General features: G+C 44.1%; 20 protein-coding genes. 10 read left to right on the plus strand and 10 right to left on the minus strand.

Features of this window, described 5'->3' with window-relative positions; genetic code table 11:
• Positions 1–324 precede the first annotated feature (324 nt).
• Together H7968_RS12345 and H7968_RS12350 are read right to left on the minus strand one after the other, a co-directional pair.
• Entirely contained in the window at positions 325–1,134 is an 810-nt protein-coding gene (locus tag H7968_RS12345) for a GNAT family N-acetyltransferase (RefSeq protein WP_227396444.1), read from the minus strand.
• A gap of 137 nt (positions 1,135–1,271) precedes the next feature.
• On the minus strand, positions 1,272–2,813 hold the full coding sequence (locus H7968_RS12350) for a BCCT family transporter (protein WP_227396445.1): 1,542 nt from the start codon (positions 2,811–2,813) through the stop codon (positions 1,272–1,274).
• Between the two features lie 144 nt (positions 2,814–2,957).
• Between H7968_RS12350 and H7968_RS12355 the strand changes: the two genes are divergently transcribed.
• Entirely contained in the window at positions 2,958–3,566 is a 609-nt protein-coding gene (locus H7968_RS12355) for a class I SAM-dependent methyltransferase (protein WP_227396446.1), read from the plus strand.
• Here the strand turns inward: H7968_RS12355 and H7968_RS12360 are convergent.
• A complete protein-coding gene (locus tag H7968_RS12360) occupies positions 3,544–4,050 on the minus strand; it encodes a DNA topology modulation protein (protein ID WP_227396447.1) in 507 nt (168 codons plus the stop codon). The genes H7968_RS12355 and H7968_RS12360 overlap by 23 nt on opposite strands.
• A gap of 298 nt (positions 4,051–4,348) precedes the next feature.
• Between H7968_RS12360 and rsgA the strand changes: the two genes are divergently transcribed.
• Positions 4,349–5,383 (plus strand): ribosome small subunit-dependent GTPase A, encoded by a 1,035-nt coding sequence (gene rsgA / locus H7968_RS12365; protein WP_227396537.1) that lies wholly within the window; start codon positions 4,349–4,351, stop codon positions 5,381–5,383.
• Between the two features lie 453 nt (positions 5,384–5,836).
• On the plus strand, positions 5,837–6,466 hold the full coding sequence (locus H7968_RS12370; protein WP_227396448.1) for a DUF4166 domain-containing protein: 630 nt from the start codon (positions 5,837–5,839) through the stop codon (positions 6,464–6,466).
• Positions 6,467–6,881: 415 nt separating this feature from the next.
• Here H7968_RS12370 and H7968_RS12375 read toward each other — a convergent pair whose 3' ends face one another.
• The 3 genes from H7968_RS12375 to H7968_RS12385 are packed head-to-tail and all read right to left on the minus strand — an operon-like array spanning position 6,882 to position 9,254.
• Positions 6,882–7,463, minus strand: coding sequence for a sulfurtransferase TusA family protein (locus H7968_RS12375; RefSeq protein WP_227396449.1), 582 nt, complete (start codon positions 7,461–7,463; stop codon positions 6,882–6,884).
• 16 nt (positions 7,464–7,479) lie between these two features.
• Complete coding sequence (locus H7968_RS12380) at positions 7,480–7,827, minus strand: rhodanese-like domain-containing protein (protein ID WP_227396450.1); 348 nt, start codon at positions 7,825–7,827, stop codon at positions 7,480–7,482.
• A gap of 17 nt (positions 7,828–7,844) precedes the next feature.
• On the minus strand, positions 7,845–9,254 hold the full coding sequence (locus H7968_RS12385) for an MBL fold metallo-hydrolase (protein WP_227396451.1): 1,410 nt from the start codon (positions 9,252–9,254) through the stop codon (positions 7,845–7,847).
• A gap of 190 nt (positions 9,255–9,444) precedes the next feature.
• Between H7968_RS12385 and H7968_RS12390 the strand changes: the two genes are divergently transcribed.
• The 5 genes from H7968_RS12390 (at position 9,445) to H7968_RS12410 (ending at position 13,182) form a co-directional block, all read left to right on the plus strand.
• Positions 9,445–10,266, plus strand: coding sequence for an amino acid ABC transporter substrate-binding protein (locus tag H7968_RS12390; RefSeq protein ID WP_227396452.1), 822 nt, complete (start codon positions 9,445–9,447; stop codon positions 10,264–10,266).
• Positions 10,253–10,960 (plus strand): amino acid ABC transporter permease, encoded by a 708-nt coding sequence (locus H7968_RS12395; RefSeq protein ID WP_227396538.1) that lies wholly within the window; start codon positions 10,253–10,255, stop codon positions 10,958–10,960. The genes H7968_RS12390 and H7968_RS12395 overlap by 14 nt, the downstream gene beginning before the upstream one ends.
• Before the next feature lie 15 nt (positions 10,961–10,975).
• Complete coding sequence (locus tag H7968_RS12400) at positions 10,976–11,722, plus strand: amino acid ABC transporter ATP-binding protein (protein ID WP_227396539.1); 747 nt, start codon at positions 10,976–10,978, stop codon at positions 11,720–11,722.
• A 127-nt stretch (positions 11,723–11,849) separates the two neighbouring features.
• Positions 11,850–12,644, plus strand: coding sequence for an HAD family hydrolase (locus tag H7968_RS12405; RefSeq protein WP_319799498.1), 795 nt, complete (start codon positions 11,850–11,852; stop codon positions 12,642–12,644).
• Positions 12,645–12,717: 73 nt separating this feature from the next.
• Positions 12,718–13,182, plus strand: a complete 465-nt coding sequence (locus tag H7968_RS12410; RefSeq protein ID WP_227396454.1) for a DUF4064 domain-containing protein — start codon at positions 12,718–12,720, stop codon at positions 13,180–13,182.
• Positions 13,183–13,223: 41 nt separating this feature from the next.
• Here H7968_RS12410 and H7968_RS12415 read toward each other — a convergent pair whose 3' ends face one another.
• From H7968_RS12415 to H7968_RS12425, 3 genes are read right to left on the minus strand one after another with little or no spacing between them, the layout of a single operon-like run.
• Positions 13,224–13,940, minus strand: a complete 717-nt coding sequence (locus H7968_RS12415) for a hypothetical protein (protein ID WP_227396455.1) — start codon at positions 13,938–13,940, stop codon at positions 13,224–13,226.
• Complete coding sequence (locus H7968_RS12420; RefSeq protein WP_227396456.1) at positions 13,937–14,998, minus strand: FecCD family ABC transporter permease; 1,062 nt, start codon at positions 14,996–14,998, stop codon at positions 13,937–13,939. Before H7968_RS12420 ends, H7968_RS12415 begins: the two co-directional genes overlap by 4 nt.
• The gene (locus H7968_RS12425) at positions 14,995–15,996 is read right to left on the minus strand and encodes a FecCD family ABC transporter permease (RefSeq protein ID WP_227396457.1); all 1,002 of its coding nucleotides are present in this window, start codon (positions 15,994–15,996) and stop codon (positions 14,995–14,997) included. The genes H7968_RS12420 and H7968_RS12425 overlap by 4 nt, the downstream gene beginning before the upstream one ends.
• A 163-nt stretch (positions 15,997–16,159) precedes the next feature.
• Here H7968_RS12425 and H7968_RS12430 point away from each other — a divergent pair, with 163 nt between their 5' ends.
• Both H7968_RS12430 and H7968_RS12435 read left to right on the plus strand, forming a co-directional pair.
• Positions 16,160–17,143, plus strand: a complete 984-nt coding sequence (locus H7968_RS12430; protein WP_227396458.1) for an ABC transporter substrate-binding protein — start codon at positions 16,160–16,162, stop codon at positions 17,141–17,143.
• Positions 17,144–17,358: 215 nt separating this feature from the next.
• Positions 17,359–17,784, plus strand: a complete 426-nt coding sequence (locus H7968_RS12435; RefSeq protein ID WP_227396459.1) for a pyridoxamine 5'-phosphate oxidase family protein — start codon at positions 17,359–17,361, stop codon at positions 17,782–17,784.
• 12 nt (positions 17,785–17,796) lie between these two features.
• Here H7968_RS12435 and H7968_RS18040 read toward each other — a convergent pair whose 3' ends face one another.
• The gene (locus H7968_RS18040; protein ID WP_264476711.1) at positions 17,797–17,931 is read right to left on the minus strand and encodes a hypothetical protein; all 135 of its coding nucleotides are present in this window, start codon (positions 17,929–17,931) and stop codon (positions 17,797–17,799) included.
• Positions 17,932–17,975: the final 44 nt, after the last annotated feature.

The following is a 17,975-nucleotide window of genomic DNA, read 5'->3' on the forward strand; positions in this document are numbered from 1 at the left end:
GAGTGTGAAGCGGTCGACAGAAATTAAGCTTGTATCGACAGAAATGTAGCGTGTAACGTCAATAAACCGTGGTCTACCAACAGAAATGAAGTGTCAACCGACAGAAATGCTGATGCAGATGAATTGATCGACAGAAATGTAGCTTGTATCAACAGAAATATAGCGTATAATGCCAAAAAATCGGGGTCTACCAACAGAAAATGGAGCGTGAATCCGCACAAATGTTGATGCAGGTTGAGCGATCAACATTTGTGCATTGTTTAAAGAATAAAATGTAAGCAAACGTTATGAAAGCACTTCGTTTGCTCACTCATAGATAAAACGTCAGCTCAGCGGAAAGTCAAAATAATCCTGGGCATGGTAAACCTTGAATCCACATGATTCATAAAGCTTCAAGGGACCTTTATTCTCAGCCTCCACCTCAAGATGCACCTCAACGTTTTCCTGCTGAAGCTGGCTCAGGACAAGAAGCAGCGCATTTCGGCCAATCCCTCGTCCTCTCAAATCAGAAGAAACGACAAATCCGTAAATCCACTTTTGACCATCGTTTGAATGGATTCTGATCTTCCCTGCAGGTTTCCCATTCCATTCAATGATATAAGTGATGGTGGAAGGGTCGTTGCGTTCTGCGTTCAGAAATTGTTCAGCGTCCTCCACCGGCACGAAAAAGCCCTTCGCATCGAGCTTGATTTGGAATTGACGATCTTTTTCTTCAGAGCGGCGGATCGACACTGCTTCAGAAGCAGCAGGAAGCGGCTGTGATTCCCATTTCATCTGGTATTCCGTCATTTTATAAACCGCTTTTACTGCCTGGATAAATGCCTGCCCGGATTCTGATTGAGCCGGTGTGTTCAACAGCATTGTTTTGATGCCCATCTCAGGTACCGCATCAATTGCTTCTTTGAACAAAGTTGAAAAAAGACCCTGTCTCCTGTAGTCGGGGTGAACCATTCCACAAACTTCACCCACAGAGCCGAAATAATAAACACCCAGATAGGCAATCAGTTCATCACTTATAAATTGATAAAACATCTTAACACCGTCACCTGTCTGAATGGTGTCTTCGTTCAGTTTTAATTGAATTCCATCCGTTTTCTCACAAAGCGTTTTCAGCTCAGAAATTTTCTCTAACATAACGATCCCTACTTTACTCATAATGATGATTGATTCTTCTATCAGAATAGCTTAAAAAGATAAATTCCACTATGAATCATTCATAAAAAAACTGGAGACGAACGCAATGCGCCATCATCTCCAGCTTTATCATCTATTTACTCACCACTTCTCTTTTTCGCTTTTCGGATCGGAGGAGCAGGGAACTCCTTTCGTAAAAGGCTGAAGAGTGTATAAACCATCAGAATAAGGATAATGGTAAATGGCAGTGCTGACACAAGTGAGGCCGTCTGCAGTGCTTCGAGTCCGTTCTCGCCGGCCACAAGAAGTACGAGGGTAATCGCTCCAATTAAAATACCCCAAATGATGCGGACGATCAAAGGAGGGTTCAGGCCTCCAGATGTTGTCATACTGCTGATAATGTATGTGGCAGAATCCGCAGATGTAATAAGGAAAGTAAAAATCAGCGAAATAGCCAGTATTGACAGGACCAATGAAAGTGGGAGCTCATTAAAAGTCACGAATAAAGCACTCGTTATATCATTGTTTACTGCTTCGGCAATATTTGTTCCCTGAAATAAGTCAAGGTGCAGCGCAGTTCCGCCAAAGACTGCAATCCACAGAATGGCAATAACCGGAGGAACAATTAACACGCCGACAATAAACTCACGAATTGTACGGCCTTTTGATACACGGGCAATAAAGGCTCCGACAAATGGAGACCAGGCGATGGCCCATGCCCAGTAGAAAATGGTCCAGTCATTCACCCACGTACCACCCTGATAGGGCTGCAGACGCAAGCTGTAACGAACGAAATTTGTAAGATAATCTCCAAGACCCAAAACAAATGTTTCAAGAATAAAGATTGTTGGACCAGCGAAAAACACAAACAGCATTAACAGTAATGCGACACCCAGATTGACATTACTGAGCCATTTGATCCCGCGGTCGATCCCTGTGGTAGTGGAGAAAATAAAGAGTGCAGTAAGGACCACCATAATAATAATTTGCGTAGTTCCGTTATTCGGAACATCAAATACGCTGTTCAGTCCTCCGTTGATTTGAAGGACACCGAGTCCGACCGAGGTAGCGACACCCATAACAGTAGCGATGACCGCCAGGATATCAATTGTCTGATTCAGAGGTTTTTTGTAGGAGCGTTCTTTGATCATTGGTGAAAGACTGGTTGAGATGAGCCCATTCTCTTTTCTTCGGAACTGAAAATAAGCAATAATCAAACCTACAATGGCAAACACAGACCACTGACTGATACCCCAGTGAAAAAAGGAGTATGCCATAGCGAGTCTGGCTCCTTGTTCAGTCAAAGGTTCTGTTGATGCTTCAGGAGAAGTGAAAAAGTGGCTCATCGGTTCGGCGATTCCCCAGAATACGAGGCCGACACCGAATCCTGCAGAAAACAGCATTCCGATCCACGTGAAGAATGGATATTCAGGACGATCATCATCCCCGCCAAGTCTGACCCTTCCGTATCGGGTCAAAGCTAAAAACAGCAAAAATAAAACAAAAAAGAATACCGCCAATAAGTAAAGCCATCCGAATGATTCCGTTGTGAAACCGAACGCAGCATTCGCCCCTGCTGAAAACTGTGCAGGAAGGAATGCTCCAATCAGCACTAACACCGTTATGATGGCAGCTGATACATAAAAAACAAGTCCAAGTGATTTCTTTTCTTTCTTCATGTTGTCTCCTTTCTTGGTTAAATGTTTACCTGTTCTAGTCCTTATTTCCCTGTTGGCTCTCACATTAAACGGAAAAACTGTGTTTGAACTGGAGAGAATCAGTCAATAATAAACTATCAAAATTCAAACGGAGAAGGTGCGATGATGAGTGTTCCCTTTTTTAAACAGTTCAGCCGTCCAAAAGGTGCAATGGGAAAAGTGGCGGGATACATTATGTCAAAGGAAAACAAAAAGCTGAATCGCTGGTCTGCAGGCTGTCTTGATGTGCAAACCGGTGAAAGAATTCTTGAAATCGGTTATGGACCAGGTGCGTGTATGAAGGAAATCATTAAAAAGAATGTCATTATTGACGGTATTGATGCATCCGCAGCGATGGCAGAACAGGCCGGAAAAAGAATGGAGCAATCAATTGAGAGTGGGAAGGCGAGAGTCATGCAGGGGAAGGTTGAACACATTCATCTGCCGGAAGAATACTATGACAAAATACTCTCCGTTAACAATTTCACCATATGGGAAGATCCGGATCAGGGGCTTAAAAAGCTGTATCACGCCTTAAAAGAAAATGGCCGGATCGTGATTACGATGCAGCCCCGTGAAGATACAGCCAGCCCGAATTTAACCCGTATGATGGGCAATGATCTTTATCGCCGACTGGAAAAGGCCGGTTTTGAACATGTGACTCTTTCCTACAGAAGGTTCTGGCCGGAGCTTGCTGTAGCGGCTGTTGCATTTAAAAAGAAGAGAGATCATTAAGCCATTTTTCAGTTTCGGCAGGTGAACGGTGGATGATGATCCGGGCATCTGTTTTGTTCAGACGACCCATGACAACAGGGGCGTGGCGGTCATTGTAAAACCAGATCCATTTCAAAAAATCCAGGTCCAGTTTTTCCTTGCAGCCCTCTGTCATATCCGGACGGGAACGGTTGGCGTACTGTAACCTTCTTTTTATGGCTCGGCTCACACAAATAAAACGGGAGTAGTGCAGGAAAATAACGGTGTCGCACATTTCAAGACGCTGTTCCATGGTGCTGTTGAAGTTTCCATCAATGATCCACTGTTCCTGCATCATAATATCCTGTGTTTTATGACGGAACTCGTCCCGGTCACTCTGCTCCCAGCCCGGTTTCCAGAATAACGCGTCAAGATGATACACCGGGATGCTCAAAATGTCTGAGAGCCTTCTGGCCATGGTCGATTTCCCGGCACCGCCGGATCCGATAATCAGGATTTTTTTCATAGTAAAAACCTCCTTTAATAAAAAATATAAAAAGTGCTGGTCAGATGCAGCGCTTTCAATTATACTAAAAAAGAAGTAAATGGAAAGGGTGTGTTGAATATGACAAACGACGTAAATATGATCATTGTCTTAAGCGTACACAACCCGTCTGACCACTTGAGGTCTTCCATTCAGGAATAGGATTCTTCTGTTATTTTTCAAATCAGAAGTCCGCGGGTTTGTGTACATTCACAAATTCGCGGGCTTTTTTATATTTGAAAAATCAGGAGGAATTACATTGACAACTTTATTATCAAAAATGGGCTGGAATCAGGACTGGGAAAATAAAATATCTAAAACAGAACTGACACCCGGCAGAATTATTACAGAGCACAAACACATTTACCGTATTCAAACGGAACAAGGATTATTAATCGGTGAAGTATCAGGGAAATTCCGACACCAGGCCATTTCACGAGAGGACTATCCTGCTGTTGGGGACTGGGTGATGGCAGATATCCGCCCGGAAGAAGGAAAAGCGACCATCCATGAAATCCTGCCGAGAATATCGAAATTCTCCCGAAAGGCACCCGGAGATACGACTGAAGAACAAATAGTGGCTGTAAATATCGATACCGTCTTTCTGGTCATGGCATTAAATCAGGACTTTAATTTGAGACGCCTTGAACGTTATCTTCTTTCAACATGGGAAAGTGGCGCAAATCCGGTTGTGATTTTGTCAAAAGCTGATTTGTGTTTGGATCCGGGTGCGAAGCTGGCTGAGGCTGAATCGGTTGCCATGGGTGTACCAATCACAATCACAAGTGCGAAAAATGGCACAGGCATTGAAGAAGTGAAATCCTACATCAAAGAGGGGATGACGATCGCTGTCATGGGATCATCCGGTGTCGGCAAGTCGTCCATCATCAATTCACTGCTTGGAGAAGAGCGGATGCTGACCCATGAAATCAGAGAAGACGATGGAAAAGGAAAGCATACGACAACACACAGAGAACTGCTATTACTTCCGGAACAGGGTGTAATTATTGATACGCCAGGGATGAGAGAGCTTCAACTCTGGGAATCAGAAAGTGGTCTGTCCCACAGCTTTCAAGATATTGAGCAAATTGCTGAACAATGTCAGTTCAGGGATTGCCGTCACGAATCAGAACCCGGCTGCGCTATTTCCCGGGCAATAAATAATGGCGAAATAGATCAGTCCCGATTCGACAGCTATGTCAAACTGCAGAGAGAGCTTGCTTACCTGGAACGTAAAACGAATAAAAAAGAACAGCTCCTGGAGAAAAAGAAATGGAAGAAAATTTCCCAGCAGCAAAAAGCGCACTACCGTTAAAAATCCGGCTTCGGCCGGATTTTTACTATTTAAGCATCTATCATTTTGAGAGTGTAGGCGACTCGTACAGCCCCGACAAGCATAAGTCAAAGATGAAAAGAGGGCCGACCTTCGCTTTCGTTCATCTTTGGCGTATGACCTCGAGTTGCTAGTCGCCGCAGTTGGAAAATGAAAGCATAGAATTTCTTTTGAAAATAATTATGTGATTTAATACCAGAGTGCCGGGGACATCCGAAGACTCCTGTGGCGGAAAGGGTCAGGTGAAACCGACTGTGCGAAGCGCAGGTGGGTTCACCGCCCGGCCACGGAAAGCGTAGGATGTCCCCGGCACGGTTTTATATGGTTAAACATCTAAAGACAGATGAAGCCATCTATAAACACATACATCCTCATGAAATGACTATTGCGGTGCTATACTGATATTATCAATTTCAAATATCAGGAGGACCTGAGATGAAATCAATGTTTGAAAAGGCGGTCGGAAACTCATTTAACCGGATGCACCCTGAGCTTCAAAAGAAATACGCCCTCCATAGCGAGTCCGGCTATATGGTCATCACCGAAGGAACCATGCACGAAATAAAAGGAGGATCTTTACTAGTCAGAAAAGTATCGATTCTTGGCACGAAGCTTAATTTCGCTTTTCCGGAACGCGGAGACGAAATTCCTTTTTATATGGAGAATAAAGCATATAAAGATAAGCACGGTAAAGAAAGCATGACGTGGAAAAGAACCTTTCGATTTCCCGGAACTGTCCGCTACTTCCACGATGAGATGAAGGAAGGAGAGCACCCCGATACGGTCGATAATTTAACAGACCAATGGGGAATTGTCCGTCTTCCACTAGACCTGAAAGTAACGAAAACAGGTGGCATGCTGCTGACCTCAAGAACCATGACAGTTCATCTGTTCAATACAATAATTCAAATCCCATCTTTTTTAGGTGTAAAAGCAACCGTAATTGAAGAATTCAACAAAGAAAAAGACCTGTTCGACGTTCACATTCATATTTATCAGCCCTTGTTTGGAACGATTCTTTCTTACAAAGGGACTGTGAAGATGAGATTTCCGGAAGTGGATTGAGAGTGGTGGCAGGTTCGTAAAATAATGGACAGGGTTCGCAGAATGTGAGCTGATGTTCGCGGAATTTCAAGGATGTTTCGCAGGATTTTTGGCTCGTTTCACAAAATCCCGCATCACTTTCGGAGAATTGTACCAATTGACCTATGCGCGGAGACTAACAAGCCAGTACAGCTTCCTACTCCACACTTACTCAATAATAATACTTTTTATACAAACAATAGGACCCTGTATCCCTCATCACGCAGCCGTGAAGAAGGGGATACAGGGTCCTGTTCTATTTTCTCAAATCAATTAGATAATGCTAAGACCAGACGCATCCGCATACTCTTCCGGCAGAAAAGTGACAGGTGAGACAGCTTAGTGCGTGCGGGTTCACCGTCCAACCGTGGAAGAATGAGTCCGGCCTGGTTTTATATTATTTCATCCCTGCCGTCGCCAGCAATTCACTCGTAATCGGACCATTCCACTCACTCATCCCCGGTGCAACGCGGATGATATTCGAGCGTCCATTCACCATCAGGTTGTCACACGCCATTTGACTGCGCATCCCTGATTTACATAAAACATAAACCGGCTCTGATGCAGGAATCGCAGCAATATACTGCTCCACTTGTGCAAGTGGAACTGAATGCGCGCCTGGAATGTGACCGCCTGCATATTCTTCGGGCTCGCGGACGTCCAGTAAAATAACGGGCCCCGTTTTCATTTTTGCTTCCAACTCTTCGTTCGAGATGCTCTTCACATCTCCGGCAGGTGCAACTTTCTTACGTTCAGTACGTTTTACATAATGAGTCTGAACGTTTCCATCCTCTGAGCCTGATAAATATTCATTTCCTGTGCTTTTACACCATGCAGGGATATCAGCCATTGAGCCTTTATCTGTTGTGGTGATTTGAAGAATTTCTCCTTCCTGCAGGTTAGCCATCGCTTTCTTCGTACGCACGATTGGCATCGGGCAGGCAAGACCTTTGGCATCGAGTTTGTGATCAGCATTCATTGATTCAAAACACTCCTTATAGTTGGTTCATCCCGCCGCGTACATTGACAATGCGGGTGAAGCCTTGTTTTTTCAGTACTTTTGCAGCCTGCGTGCTTCTCATTCCACTTTGGCACAGCAGGACGACTTCTTTATTTTTATCTAACGAGGATGCCTGCTGCGGCAGACTCCCTAACGGTATATTTTGAAACCCTCTCATGTTGCGTGCTTTGAATTCTCCAGGGGTTCTCACGTCAATCCACTGGGAATCCTTTGTCTTTTTTAATGTTTTCAGTTCGTCTGCTGAGATCGTCTTGACTCCTTTAGCAGGCATCATTCGCCAGATAAAAAAGAGGACAACGGCTCCGATTAAGATCCATTCCATTTATGACATGCCCTCCATTACACGAGTACTTCCTTGGGACGATTCTTTGACCATGCATTGAATCCTCCAGTCAGGTGTGTCACATCTTTATAACCAAGACCAAGCATGACGCTTGCTGCGATCGCAGAGCGTGCGCCTGACTGACAATGGATCAGTACCGGTTTATTTGGATCCAGTTTTGACCCTTCTTTTCTTAAATGACCAAGCATTTTGTGCTCGGTTCCTTCAATGCGTCCATTTTTCCACTCGCTGTCATTTCTAACGTCGATAACCTGGTAGTCTTTGTTATCTTTCAGCTTTGCAAATGTTTCAGTATCAACAGATGTGTAGGTTTCAGTTGCAACAGATGCAATGATTGCCGGATCAGCAAGCTTGACGATGCGGTCTAAATGAATGGACTGCAGCGTCTGGATGGCTTCTTCCGCCTGTTCAGGTTTGACGATAAGTGCAATGTCTTCATCGTAGTTGATTAACCAGCCAGCCCAGTTCGGCAGCATTTTTCCGAATGGAATATTGATGGAGCCTGGCACCAGCCCTTTTTCAGCTTCTTTTGAAGGGCGTGTATCAATCACGATGTTTCCAGGCTGTTGACTGAAAGCTGCCAGATCGTCTGCGCTGTTAAACCATTCAACGTTCGTCTCATCCAGAACGGCTGGACCAAGTTTGTTGACCTTTTTCATTTCAGCAAAATAAGCAGGTGCTTCAGGCTGATCCTTCAGAAGCTCTTCGATAAATGCAGCTTCATTCGTCTCTTTCATCGCCCAGTTGAATTGCTTCTCATAGCCGACTGTTGATTGCGGCACTGCGCCGAGTGATTTGCCGCATGCGCTTCCTGCACCGTGACCCGGCCATACCATCAGATAATCAGGCAGTTCCTTAAAGCGCTGGACAGATTGGAACATCGCTTTTGCTCCGCTTTCGGCAGTCCCTGCAGCACCGGCAGCTTTTTCGAGCAGGTCCGGACGGCCGATATCTCCAACAAAGACAAAGTCTCCTGTAAAGATACCCATTGGTTTGTCTGCACCGCCACCTCTATCTGTCAGGATAAAGGAGATACTCTCGGGGGTATGACCCGGGGTATGCAGCACCTTAAATTCAATGTTTCCGATCTTGAAGGTGCTTCCATCTGTAACCGGCTCTACATTCAGATTGTCTGTATATTGATATTTCCAATTTTCATCCCCTTCATCAGAAAGGTATAGCTTTACACCATGTTTTTCAGCAAGCTGTCGTGCGCCTGACACGAAGTCTGCATGAATGTGTGTTTCCGCAGCAGCAGAAACCGAAAGTCCTTCTTTTTTTGCATCCGCCAGAATGGCTTCAACGCTTCGCGGCGGATCAATCAGGATAGCTTCTCCTGTACGCTGGCAACCGACAAGATATGAATATTGTGCAAGTTTTTCATCAAAATAAGACCGGAATAACATACGTTAAACGCCTCCTTGGATAGTCACAGAGATTATTTATGGTTAATACCCTGTGGGGTATAATTGAATTAAATCATCTTCATGGCACAAAAGCAAGTGCAAAGTTTGAAAAAGTTATTTACATTTTTGACGAATCGGAGTACAATCATCCGTATGTTTATAAATCCGATAAGAATAGGTGGTTTTTATTTTGAAGAAACGATTTGCATTTTCAGCATTTGCATTAGCAGGACTTTTAGCGGCTTGTGGTTCAACTGACGATGGAGGCAGCACAAACGGATCAGGCGGCAGTGAGAGTTCAGAAGAGCTGACTCTTTTAGAGCAGATCCAGGAAGAAGGTGTCATCAAAGTTGGAACGGAAGGAACTTATGCACCTTTCACATTCCACGATGAGTCAGATACGCTTACTGGTTACGATGTTGAAGTCATGAATGAAGTGGCAGAACGTATGGGTGTAGAAGTTGAATATATGGAAACGCAGTGGGATTCTATGTTTGAAGGCTTGAATTCGGAGCGTTTTGATGTCATTGCCAATCAGGTAGGCATTCGTGAAGACCGCTTGGCTGAATATGATTTTTCTATTCCATATACGCTTTCATCTGCAGTAGTTGTTGTGCCGGAAGAGAACTCAGCGGTATCTTCATTTGAAGATCTAGAAGGACTGCAATCTGCACAGTCATTGACAAGTAACTACGCTGATATCGCAACAGAATACGGTGCCGAGCTTGTGCAGGTAGAAGGATTGGCACAGGCGATTGAATTGATTAAGACAGGCCGTGCGGAAGTTACGGTAAATGATAAGCTTGCGATTCTTGATTTCCAGAAGCAGCAGCCGGATGCAGGGATTAAGATTGCTGCTGAAGAAGGAGATGTGGCAGAAAGCGCATTTATGTTCCGCAAAGGAAATGAAGAGCTTGTAGAGGAGTTTAATAAGCACCTTGAAGAGATGCAGGAAGATGGAACATTAACAGAAATCTCAGAGAAATGGTTTGGCGAAGATGTTTCTCAATGATCTCAACATAAATAATGCGGCTCCAATCGTGGACTGGGATTTATTCTGGTCCTCACTTGGTCCGATGATTGAAGGCGGAATCCAGTATACGATTCCGCTTACTCTTATTTCCTTTGCATGCGGGATTGTCATTGCAGTATTGACTGCATTGGCGCGTATATCAACGAGTAAGATCCTGGCTGGAATCGCACGGGTATATGTGTCTGCGATTCGTGGAACACCTCTGCTCGTACAGCTGTTTATTATTTTTTACGGGCTTCCGAACCTTGGAGATGCTTTTGTGCTCGATCCATTTCCGAGTGCTGTCATCGCATTTTCGTTAAATGTCGGCGCTTATGCTTCAGAAATTATCCGTGCATCCATCCTTTCTGTTCCGAAAGGGCAGTGGGAGGCAGGCTATACAATTGGGATGACATATCGTCAGACGCTGTTTCGCATTATTCTGCCTCAGGCAACAAGAGTATCTATTCCGCCATTATCAAATTCCTTTATCAGTCTGGTGAAGGACACATCACTTGCTTCGCAGATTCTTGTAGTGGAGCTGTTCAGAAGATCGCAGGAAATCGCTGCGCGAACGTATGATTTTCTTCAGCTTTATTTAACAGCAGCACTTCTATACTGGATCATCTGCTTTATTCTATCAATAATACAAGGCAGAATCGAAAAAAGGCTGGATCGTTATGTTGCTAAATAAGGAGGGACAATGATGCTGATCAGTGTGAAAAATCTTCATAAGTCATTTGGCGATTTGGACGTTTTACGTGGAGTGGACCTGGAGATTCCTAAAGGAAATGTTGTAGCGATTATCGGTCCTTCCGGTTCAGGAAAGACAACCTTTTTGCGCTGTCTGAATGCACTTGAAATGCCGAATAAGGGAACCTTTACTTTTTCGGACGGTTTTGAACTCGATTTCTCCCGTTCACCTAAAAAAGAAGAGATTTTAAAGCTTCGCAGGAAATCAGGGATGGTGTTTCAATCCTACAACCTCTTCCCGCACAAGACCGCCCTTGAGAACGTAATGGAGGGGCCGGTTATCGTACAACGCAAGAAGAAAGAAGAGGTACGTGTGAAAGCGGAAGAGCTTTTAAAGAAAGTGGGATTGGCTGAAAAAATGCACCTGTATCCTCACCAGTTGTCAGGCGGACAGCAGCAGCGTGTAGGTATTGCCCGTGCGCTTGCGATTGAACCTGAACTGATGCTGTTTGATGAGCCGACCTCTGCACTTGATCCTGAGCTTGTGGGGGAAGTGTTAAGCGTAATGCGTGAGCTTGCGAAGGAAGGGCAGACGATGGCTGTTGTCACACACGAGCTCAAGTTTGCCGAGGATGTGGCAGATCACGTGATGTTTATTGATGGAGGCGTCATTGTAGAGCAGGGACCACCTGAAGAGATCTTAAAATCTCCAAAAGAAGCACGAACCAAACAGTTTCTGGACCGGGTGTTGAACCCGTCTTAAAATGATAGGAAGACCTGATCTGAGGATTGGGTCTTTTTGTTTTGGGCAAAGCGGCTGTTGTCCGTTTACTGCCTGTATTGCTTTTCATCCTGAATTTTGTGACAATGAATAAAACCATTGTGAAGGAGTGAGCGTTTTGCCGAAAACACTGTTTTTTGATTTGGATGATACGCTTTTATGGGATAAAAAAAGCATTGATACAGCACTACAGAAAACGGCTGACGATGCAGCTGAGAAGTATGGGGTGGAGTCAGAACAGCTGATTGCTGAAGTAAGAAAGGTAGCACCTGAACTTTATAGCAGACTTACGAGCTATGAGTTTACAAAAAAAATCGGTATTAACCCCTTCGAAGGGCTCTGGGGTGAATTTGGTGATGTGGTTCATCACGGTTTCAGAACAATGGGGGAAGAAGTGCCCGCCTATCAAAAAGTGGTTTGGGAAACCGCTCTTCAAAACCTTGGTGTGAATGAAGAAGGTGGCAGGCTTCGTGAGAAATTTATTGAACACCGAAAAACTTCTCCTTTTTTATATGAGGAAACAATGGATGTATTAAATGAGCTCAAACAGCTTGGTCACCGCCTTGTTATGGTGACAAACGGTGCTCCTTCACTGCAGCTGGAAAAGCTACGTATTACACCGGAAATCGTACCGTATTTTGAATACATCGTCATCTCAGGAAACGTCGGGGAAGGGAAACCCGCTAAAGCTGTGTTTGACCACGCATTGAGATTAGCGGAGGAAAATAAAGAAAACGTCATCATGATTGGGGATAATCTGAAAACTGATATTCTTGGTGCAAACCGCTCAGGAATTGAAAGTATATGGATCCGGCATGACTTGTCCGTTTCACCACAGCAGGACATTGACGGTCAACCGGCTCACACGGTCAGCCGCCTGAAAGAAATTTTTTCCGTTCTTTGAAACTTTTAAGTGTAAGCATGCGTAAAATAGGGGAAAGGAAATTATTCCATACATATTTTAAGGAGGTTTTTTCATGAAACGTACCGCTGAAGGTGTATTAACGATTATTGGCATTGTTATTAACTTTTTAATGATCGGTGGGGCTCTGCTAATACTTGCGCTATTTAGTGATCCGGTTGCACGGCAGGAATTTGAAATGCAGTTTCAGGCTGATCCTGCTTTAGCTGATGCAGGCGTCACGCCGGATCAGGTTTTTGGTATTGTAGACAGCCTTGGTTTTGCATTTAATATTGTTGTTATCATTAGTATCATTTTGAGTTTTGTAGCATTGTTTGCGATGAAGCGTAATAAAAAGCCAAAGCTTGCAGGAAGTCTCCTCATTGCAAGTGCGCTGCTTGTTGGAGTTGCGACTATTCTGCTAGGCTGGTTGCCGGCACTTCTCTTCCTGATTGCAGGAATTATGTGTTTTGCAAGAAAGCCTAAGGTGCCACAGCAGACAACGGTTTATCAGGAAGATGAGCAAATTAGACCTTTATAAATGATAAAAAAGTGCCCGGGAATAAATTTCCGGGCACTTTTTTATGCTTTCAACTGGCAGCATGTTTTGCAATTTTTTCCTCCTGGCAGTTGGACCTTATAACAACATGTACTTCTGACACGACTGCCATCCTCCATTAAGCGTTTTGCTTTAAATTCATTCAGGTGATAAAAAGGGTTCGTTTCATGAATGCCAAAAAACGTTTTCCCGGTCCATCTGCTCAGCTCATCTTCCCAGTTCTGCTGATCAAGATCACTCAGTTTAGGTGCCAGCGTTAAATAAAACCATCTGATATAAATAAAGAAGTTTTCCCATAATACCAATTTGTTCACTTTGGCTGCTTTTTCAACGGATAGAATGAGAGGTTTACACCAGTCGAAGTACAGTTTATGAAAATAAGCTTTACTGTCCATGGTCTCTTTATACGCGACTGCATGACTGATATGAAGCCTGATACCAAAAGGTGCGTCAGCTTCATAGGCAATCCGGATATCAGAAGCAGCTAAATTCCACTGAACACCTTCTTTATAATAGGCAAGGAGAGCACAAATCAGGACATGTGCCGTTCTCTTCATAGAAAGAGAGCCGGCAACCATCAGCTTAGGGGCGTCCTGAAGTGTTTTAATATGCATAATATCCTCAGCAGCGAAATCAGGATTCAGCCAGGCAGAAACGTCCCACTCTGGACCCAGAGCTGGTTCATCAAATATCACGGGAAGAACTTCTTCAAGATAATCGAATAAGGCCTGCCGGTTCATGATTTGCGGCTCCTTTCTTTAAAGAGTAAATATATGAAATAAGGCGCACCGATCGCTGCAGTAAATACACCTGCCGGAACTTCAAGAGGTGCAGCAATAAGGCGGCCGAGCAGATCTGCCAGCATCACAAGTCCTGCGCCAATCAGAGCAGCCATTGGAATCAGCGCCCCGTAAGATGAACCTACAAGCTTTCTGGCGAGGTGCGGCGCCATGAGGCCCACAAACCCGATTCCTCCTGCAAAGGCAACCGAACCTCCGACAAGACCTGTACTTAACAGTAGAATAAAAATACGCTGTTTCGAAACGATGGATCCCATTGATGTGCTTATATCATCTCCAAGCTCAAGCAGGTTGAGATGACGTGCCATAAGTAAACTTAACAAAAATAGAACCCCAACCCAAGGAAGCAGGATCCAGACCTGGCTCCAGGTTGAACCGTTAACAGACCCTGTAATCCAGATATTCGCCTGACTTGCACGGTAAATTGGGCCAATCAGCATCAGCATTGTGGTACATGCATTCATTAATAATGAGAAACCAATACCGATCAGCACAAGCCGAATCGGGGAAAGTCCGTTTTTCCAAGAAAACACATAAACGAGTATAGCAGCTGTAAGAGCCCCAAGGAAAGCTGCTACCGGTAACCATTGAATAGAAACTGATAATGCTCCATTGGAGTCGCTGAAAAGCACGAGAAAGCCGACGACGAATACACTTGCACCACCAGTAATACCAATGATATCAGGCGATGCCAATGGGTTTCTGACCATTCCCTGAAGCAGCGCTCCGGCTACGGCAAGTGCGATGCCAACCAGCAGGGCAATCAGAATTCTTGGAAGTCTGAATTCCTTCACGATTAATTCATTCAGTGGTTCTCCGCTACCGAATAAGACTTGTAAAATATCCTGCGGCGGAATCCACACATCACCCAGGCCAAGACTGATTAAGAAAGCGCCCGTTACAACGATTAGAGCCACAATCGTTCGCAAAACCGTCCGTTGATCAAATAAAAAGGAGGGCCCCTTCGATCCTAGACGAATCGGAATAAATCGCTTCATGATGAAGTTCCCACCTTTCTTGCAATGTAAATAAAGATTGGCGTCCCGATAATTGCTGTCATAACCCCAACAGGAACCTCCTGAGGCATGATCACATAGCGTGCGGCAATATCAGCAGCCAGTAACAGATTGGCCCCTAAAAAAGCAGACATCGGAATTAACAGACGGTGATCAACACCAATCCACTTCCTGGCTAAATGTGGAATCATAATCCCGATGAAGCCAATCGGGCCTGCTACAGCAACAGCACCGCCAGCTAAAAGTACGACGATGATCCCAATCCAGATTTTCAACACACCGGTTTTGACACCAAGTCCATTAGCGACATCATCACCCATCGCCAGAACATTAAAGGACCTCGAGAAAAACATTGCGATTATAAATCCTGCTGCAAGATAAGGTAGCGCCGTTTGAAGCAGCGCCAGGTCTCTTCCCTGAACCGAACCGGCAAGCCAGAAGAGCACCTGTTCAAGAGCAGATTCATTTAAAACGAGTAGCCCTTGCGTCACTGATCCAAAAAGAGCTGATAATGCAGCGCCGGCGAGCGTCAGCTGAAGAGGGGACAATCCTTTTTGATCCAATGATCCAAGCGCATACACAGAAACCATTGCAACGGCTGCTCCAATGAATGCAAGTACTGCAAACATTTGAATGGAAGTGACACCAAAGAGCGTTACCCCCATTACAACAGCCAATCCTGCTCCTGCATTGATACCAAAAATACTCGGTGATGCAAGTGGGTTTTTCGTTAACGTCTGCATTAAAACGCCAGCAACGGCTAAAGACGCACCTATGGCTGCAGCGATGAGTGCACGTGGAACACGAACAGATTGAATGATCAAATGTTCGTTAGATCCATCAAAAGCATTAAATGAAGCTATAATCTGACTGAACGATGTTTGCTGATAGCCAAATCGAACACTGGCCAATATAAGCAAACACATAAGCAAAAATGAGCCTGTCATTGATAATAAGACAAAAAGCCGTGAAGATTTCATAAAAGTCCGTTCCTTCCTGACACACAATTAGTTCTATTATAACGAATATAACAGCTAATGAAAATCATTTTCATTTAGATATTGACATTGCTTTCTGAATATTTTATGATGAAATAGCTTTGAGAATGATAATCACTATTACTAAAAGGAGAGTATCTTGCAAATGAAAAAGTTTAACCTTTTCTTACTTCTGATTGGCTTACTGACGCTCGTGCTGGCGGCATGCGGCTCAAATTCAGATGAAAATACATCAGAGGAACCGGCTGCTGACGGCGGTGGTTCTGAGGAAACAAGTGAAACATACACAGTTGAACATGCAATGGGTACAGCTGAGATCAAAGGAACACCTGAAAAGGTCGTGATCCTGACTAACGAAGGTACGGAAGCTCTTTTATCAATGGGGGTAACACCTGTTGGAGCGGTACAATCATGGACAGGTGACCCATGGTACGATCACATCTCTGATCAAATGGAGGGAGTAGAGGTCGTAGGGACAGAAAGTGAAGTAAATGTTGAAGCGATTGCTGCTCTTAAACCGGACCTGATTATTGGTACAAAACTTCGTCAGGAAGCTGTATATGAACAGTTGAACCAGATTGCCCCAACTGTTATGTCTGAAACACTTAAGGGTGACTGGAAAGAAAACTTCGCTCTTTATGCTGAAGCTTTAAATAAGTCTGAAGAAGGCGAACAGGTGATCAGTGAGTTTGATCAGCGTGTGGAAGAATTAAGTGGAGCGCTTGAAGAAGGTGGACATCTTGAAAAAGAAATTTCAATGGTCCGTTTCCTTGCAGGGGACACCAGAATTTATCATAAGGATTCGTTCTCAGGCATTATCCTCGATCAGTTAGGGTTTGCCCGTCCTGAAGAACAGGATATCGATGATTTTGCTGAAGACGGTGTCACAAAAGAGCGTGTTGGTGCGATGGAAGGGGACGTACTATTCTATTTCACTTATGAAACAGGTGACGGAGAAGGAAACGCAACAGAGGAAGACTGGCTGAATGATCCATTATTCCAAAATCTTGAGGTTGTAAAAGCAGGAAACGTTCAGGAAGTAAGTGATACTATCTGGAATACTGCCGGAGGTGTTCTTGCAGCTAATGTGATGCTGGATGATATTGAGAGCTATTTTTTAAGTGAATAATAGATAAATTGAAACAGGCTGCGACAATTGTTGCAGCCTGTTTCAGTTATCAGATTTATAAATCGGGCAAGGCCATTCCAACGCAGTCCAGTAGTGAACAGCTGTTGATCAGCTATGGGTTCGCCTTTCTTTTTTGAAATAAAACATTCGTAGGTTTTTAACTACCCTTTTTGTGGAAATAATAAAGGCAGACAACAATAAAGGAGATGGTTGGAATGAATCAGAAGGAATTGAAAGATCACATTATGAGTGTTATTGAAAATAATAAGGTAGGAACGCTTGCTACTGTAAAAAATAACCGTCCGCATTCCCGTTATATGACATTTTACAATGAAGGTTTGGTGTTGCATACACCGACAAGCAGTGATACCCATAAGGCAGATGAGGTTGATGAGAACCCTTTTGTACATATTCTATTGGGGTATGATGGGGAAGGCTACGCTGATTCTTATGTAGAGATAGAAGGTACGGCTGTTATAAGGGATTCAGAGGAGATCCGTCATAAGCTTTGGAATGATCGTTTTTCAAACTGGTTTGAAGGTCCGGATGATCCAACTTATATTGTGCTTGAAATTGAACCAACGTCTATCCGTCTGATGAATTCCGGAGAAGAACCGCAAACGCTTGAACTGGATCAGTAAAAAATAAGCATCCTAACGATGATCATCGTCGGGATGCTTATTTTTTTGCTTTTGTAAAAGTGTTATGAAAATAAGACCGACGGCAAGAATAAAAATCAGTCCGGCTCCAAATAAAAGCTGAAATATCCAGTCAATGGCTGCGTCCATCTGAATCCCTCCTGTAGATTTTTTTATGCTGATATCATTGATCT

It is taken from the genome of Jeotgalibacillus aurantiacus, from assembly GCF_020595125.1.
GTDB classification, from domain to species: domain Bacteria; phylum Bacillota; class Bacilli; order Bacillales; family Jeotgalibacillaceae; genus Jeotgalibacillus; species Jeotgalibacillus aurantiacus.

Bases quoted from the DNA above. Each gene is read 5' to 3' on its own strand.
- H7968_RS12425 (WP_227396457.1), bottom strand. From the start codon at position 15,996: ATGAAATCTTCACGGCTTTTTGTCTTATTATCAATGACAGGCTCATTT.
- H7968_RS12380 (WP_227396450.1), bottom strand. From the start codon at position 7,827: ATGGAATGGATCTTAATCGGAGCCGTTGTCCTCTTTTTTATCTGGCGA.
- H7968_RS12375 (WP_227396449.1), bottom strand. From the start codon at position 7,463: ATGAATGCTGATCACAAACTCGATGCCAAAGGTCTTGCCTGCCCGATG.
- rsgA (WP_227396537.1), top strand. From the start codon at position 4,349: ATGGGCTGGAATCAGGACTGGGAAAATAAAATATCTAAAACAGAACTG.
- H7968_RS18040 (WP_264476711.1), bottom strand. From the start codon at position 17,931: ATGGACGCAGCCATTGACTGGATATTTCAGCTTTTATTTGGAGCCGGA.
- H7968_RS12435 (WP_227396459.1), top strand. From the start codon at position 17,359: ATGAATCAGAAGGAATTGAAAGATCACATTATGAGTGTTATTGAAAAT.
- H7968_RS12360 (WP_227396447.1), bottom strand. From the start codon at position 4,050: ATGAAAAAAATCCTGATTATCGGATCCGGCGGTGCCGGGAAATCGACC.
- H7968_RS12395 (WP_227396538.1), top strand. From the start codon at position 10,253: ATGTTTCTCAATGATCTCAACATAAATAATGCGGCTCCAATCGTGGAC.
- H7968_RS12410 (WP_227396454.1), top strand. From the start codon at position 12,718: ATGAAACGTACCGCTGAAGGTGTATTAACGATTATTGGCATTGTTATT.
- H7968_RS12370 (WP_227396448.1), top strand. From the start codon at position 5,837: ATGAAATCAATGTTTGAAAAGGCGGTCGGAAACTCATTTAACCGGATG.
- H7968_RS12385 (WP_227396451.1), bottom strand. From the start codon at position 9,254: ATGTTATTCCGGTCTTATTTTGATGAAAAACTTGCACAATATTCATAT.
- H7968_RS12415 (WP_227396455.1), bottom strand. From the start codon at position 13,940: ATGAACCGGCAGGCCTTATTCGATTATCTTGAAGAAGTTCTTCCCGTG.
- H7968_RS12345 (WP_227396444.1), bottom strand. From the start codon at position 1,134: ATGTTAGAGAAAATTTCTGAGCTGAAAACGCTTTGTGAGAAAACGGAT.
- H7968_RS12420 (WP_227396456.1), bottom strand. From the start codon at position 14,998: ATGAAGCGATTTATTCCGATTCGTCTAGGATCGAAGGGGCCCTCCTTT.
- H7968_RS12355 (WP_227396446.1), top strand. From the start codon at position 2,958: ATGAGTGTTCCCTTTTTTAAACAGTTCAGCCGTCCAAAAGGTGCAATG.
- H7968_RS12350 (WP_227396445.1), bottom strand. From the start codon at position 2,813: ATGAAGAAAGAAAAGAAATCACTTGGACTTGTTTTTTATGTATCAGCT.
- H7968_RS12430 (WP_227396458.1), top strand. From the start codon at position 16,160: ATGAAAAAGTTTAACCTTTTCTTACTTCTGATTGGCTTACTGACGCTC.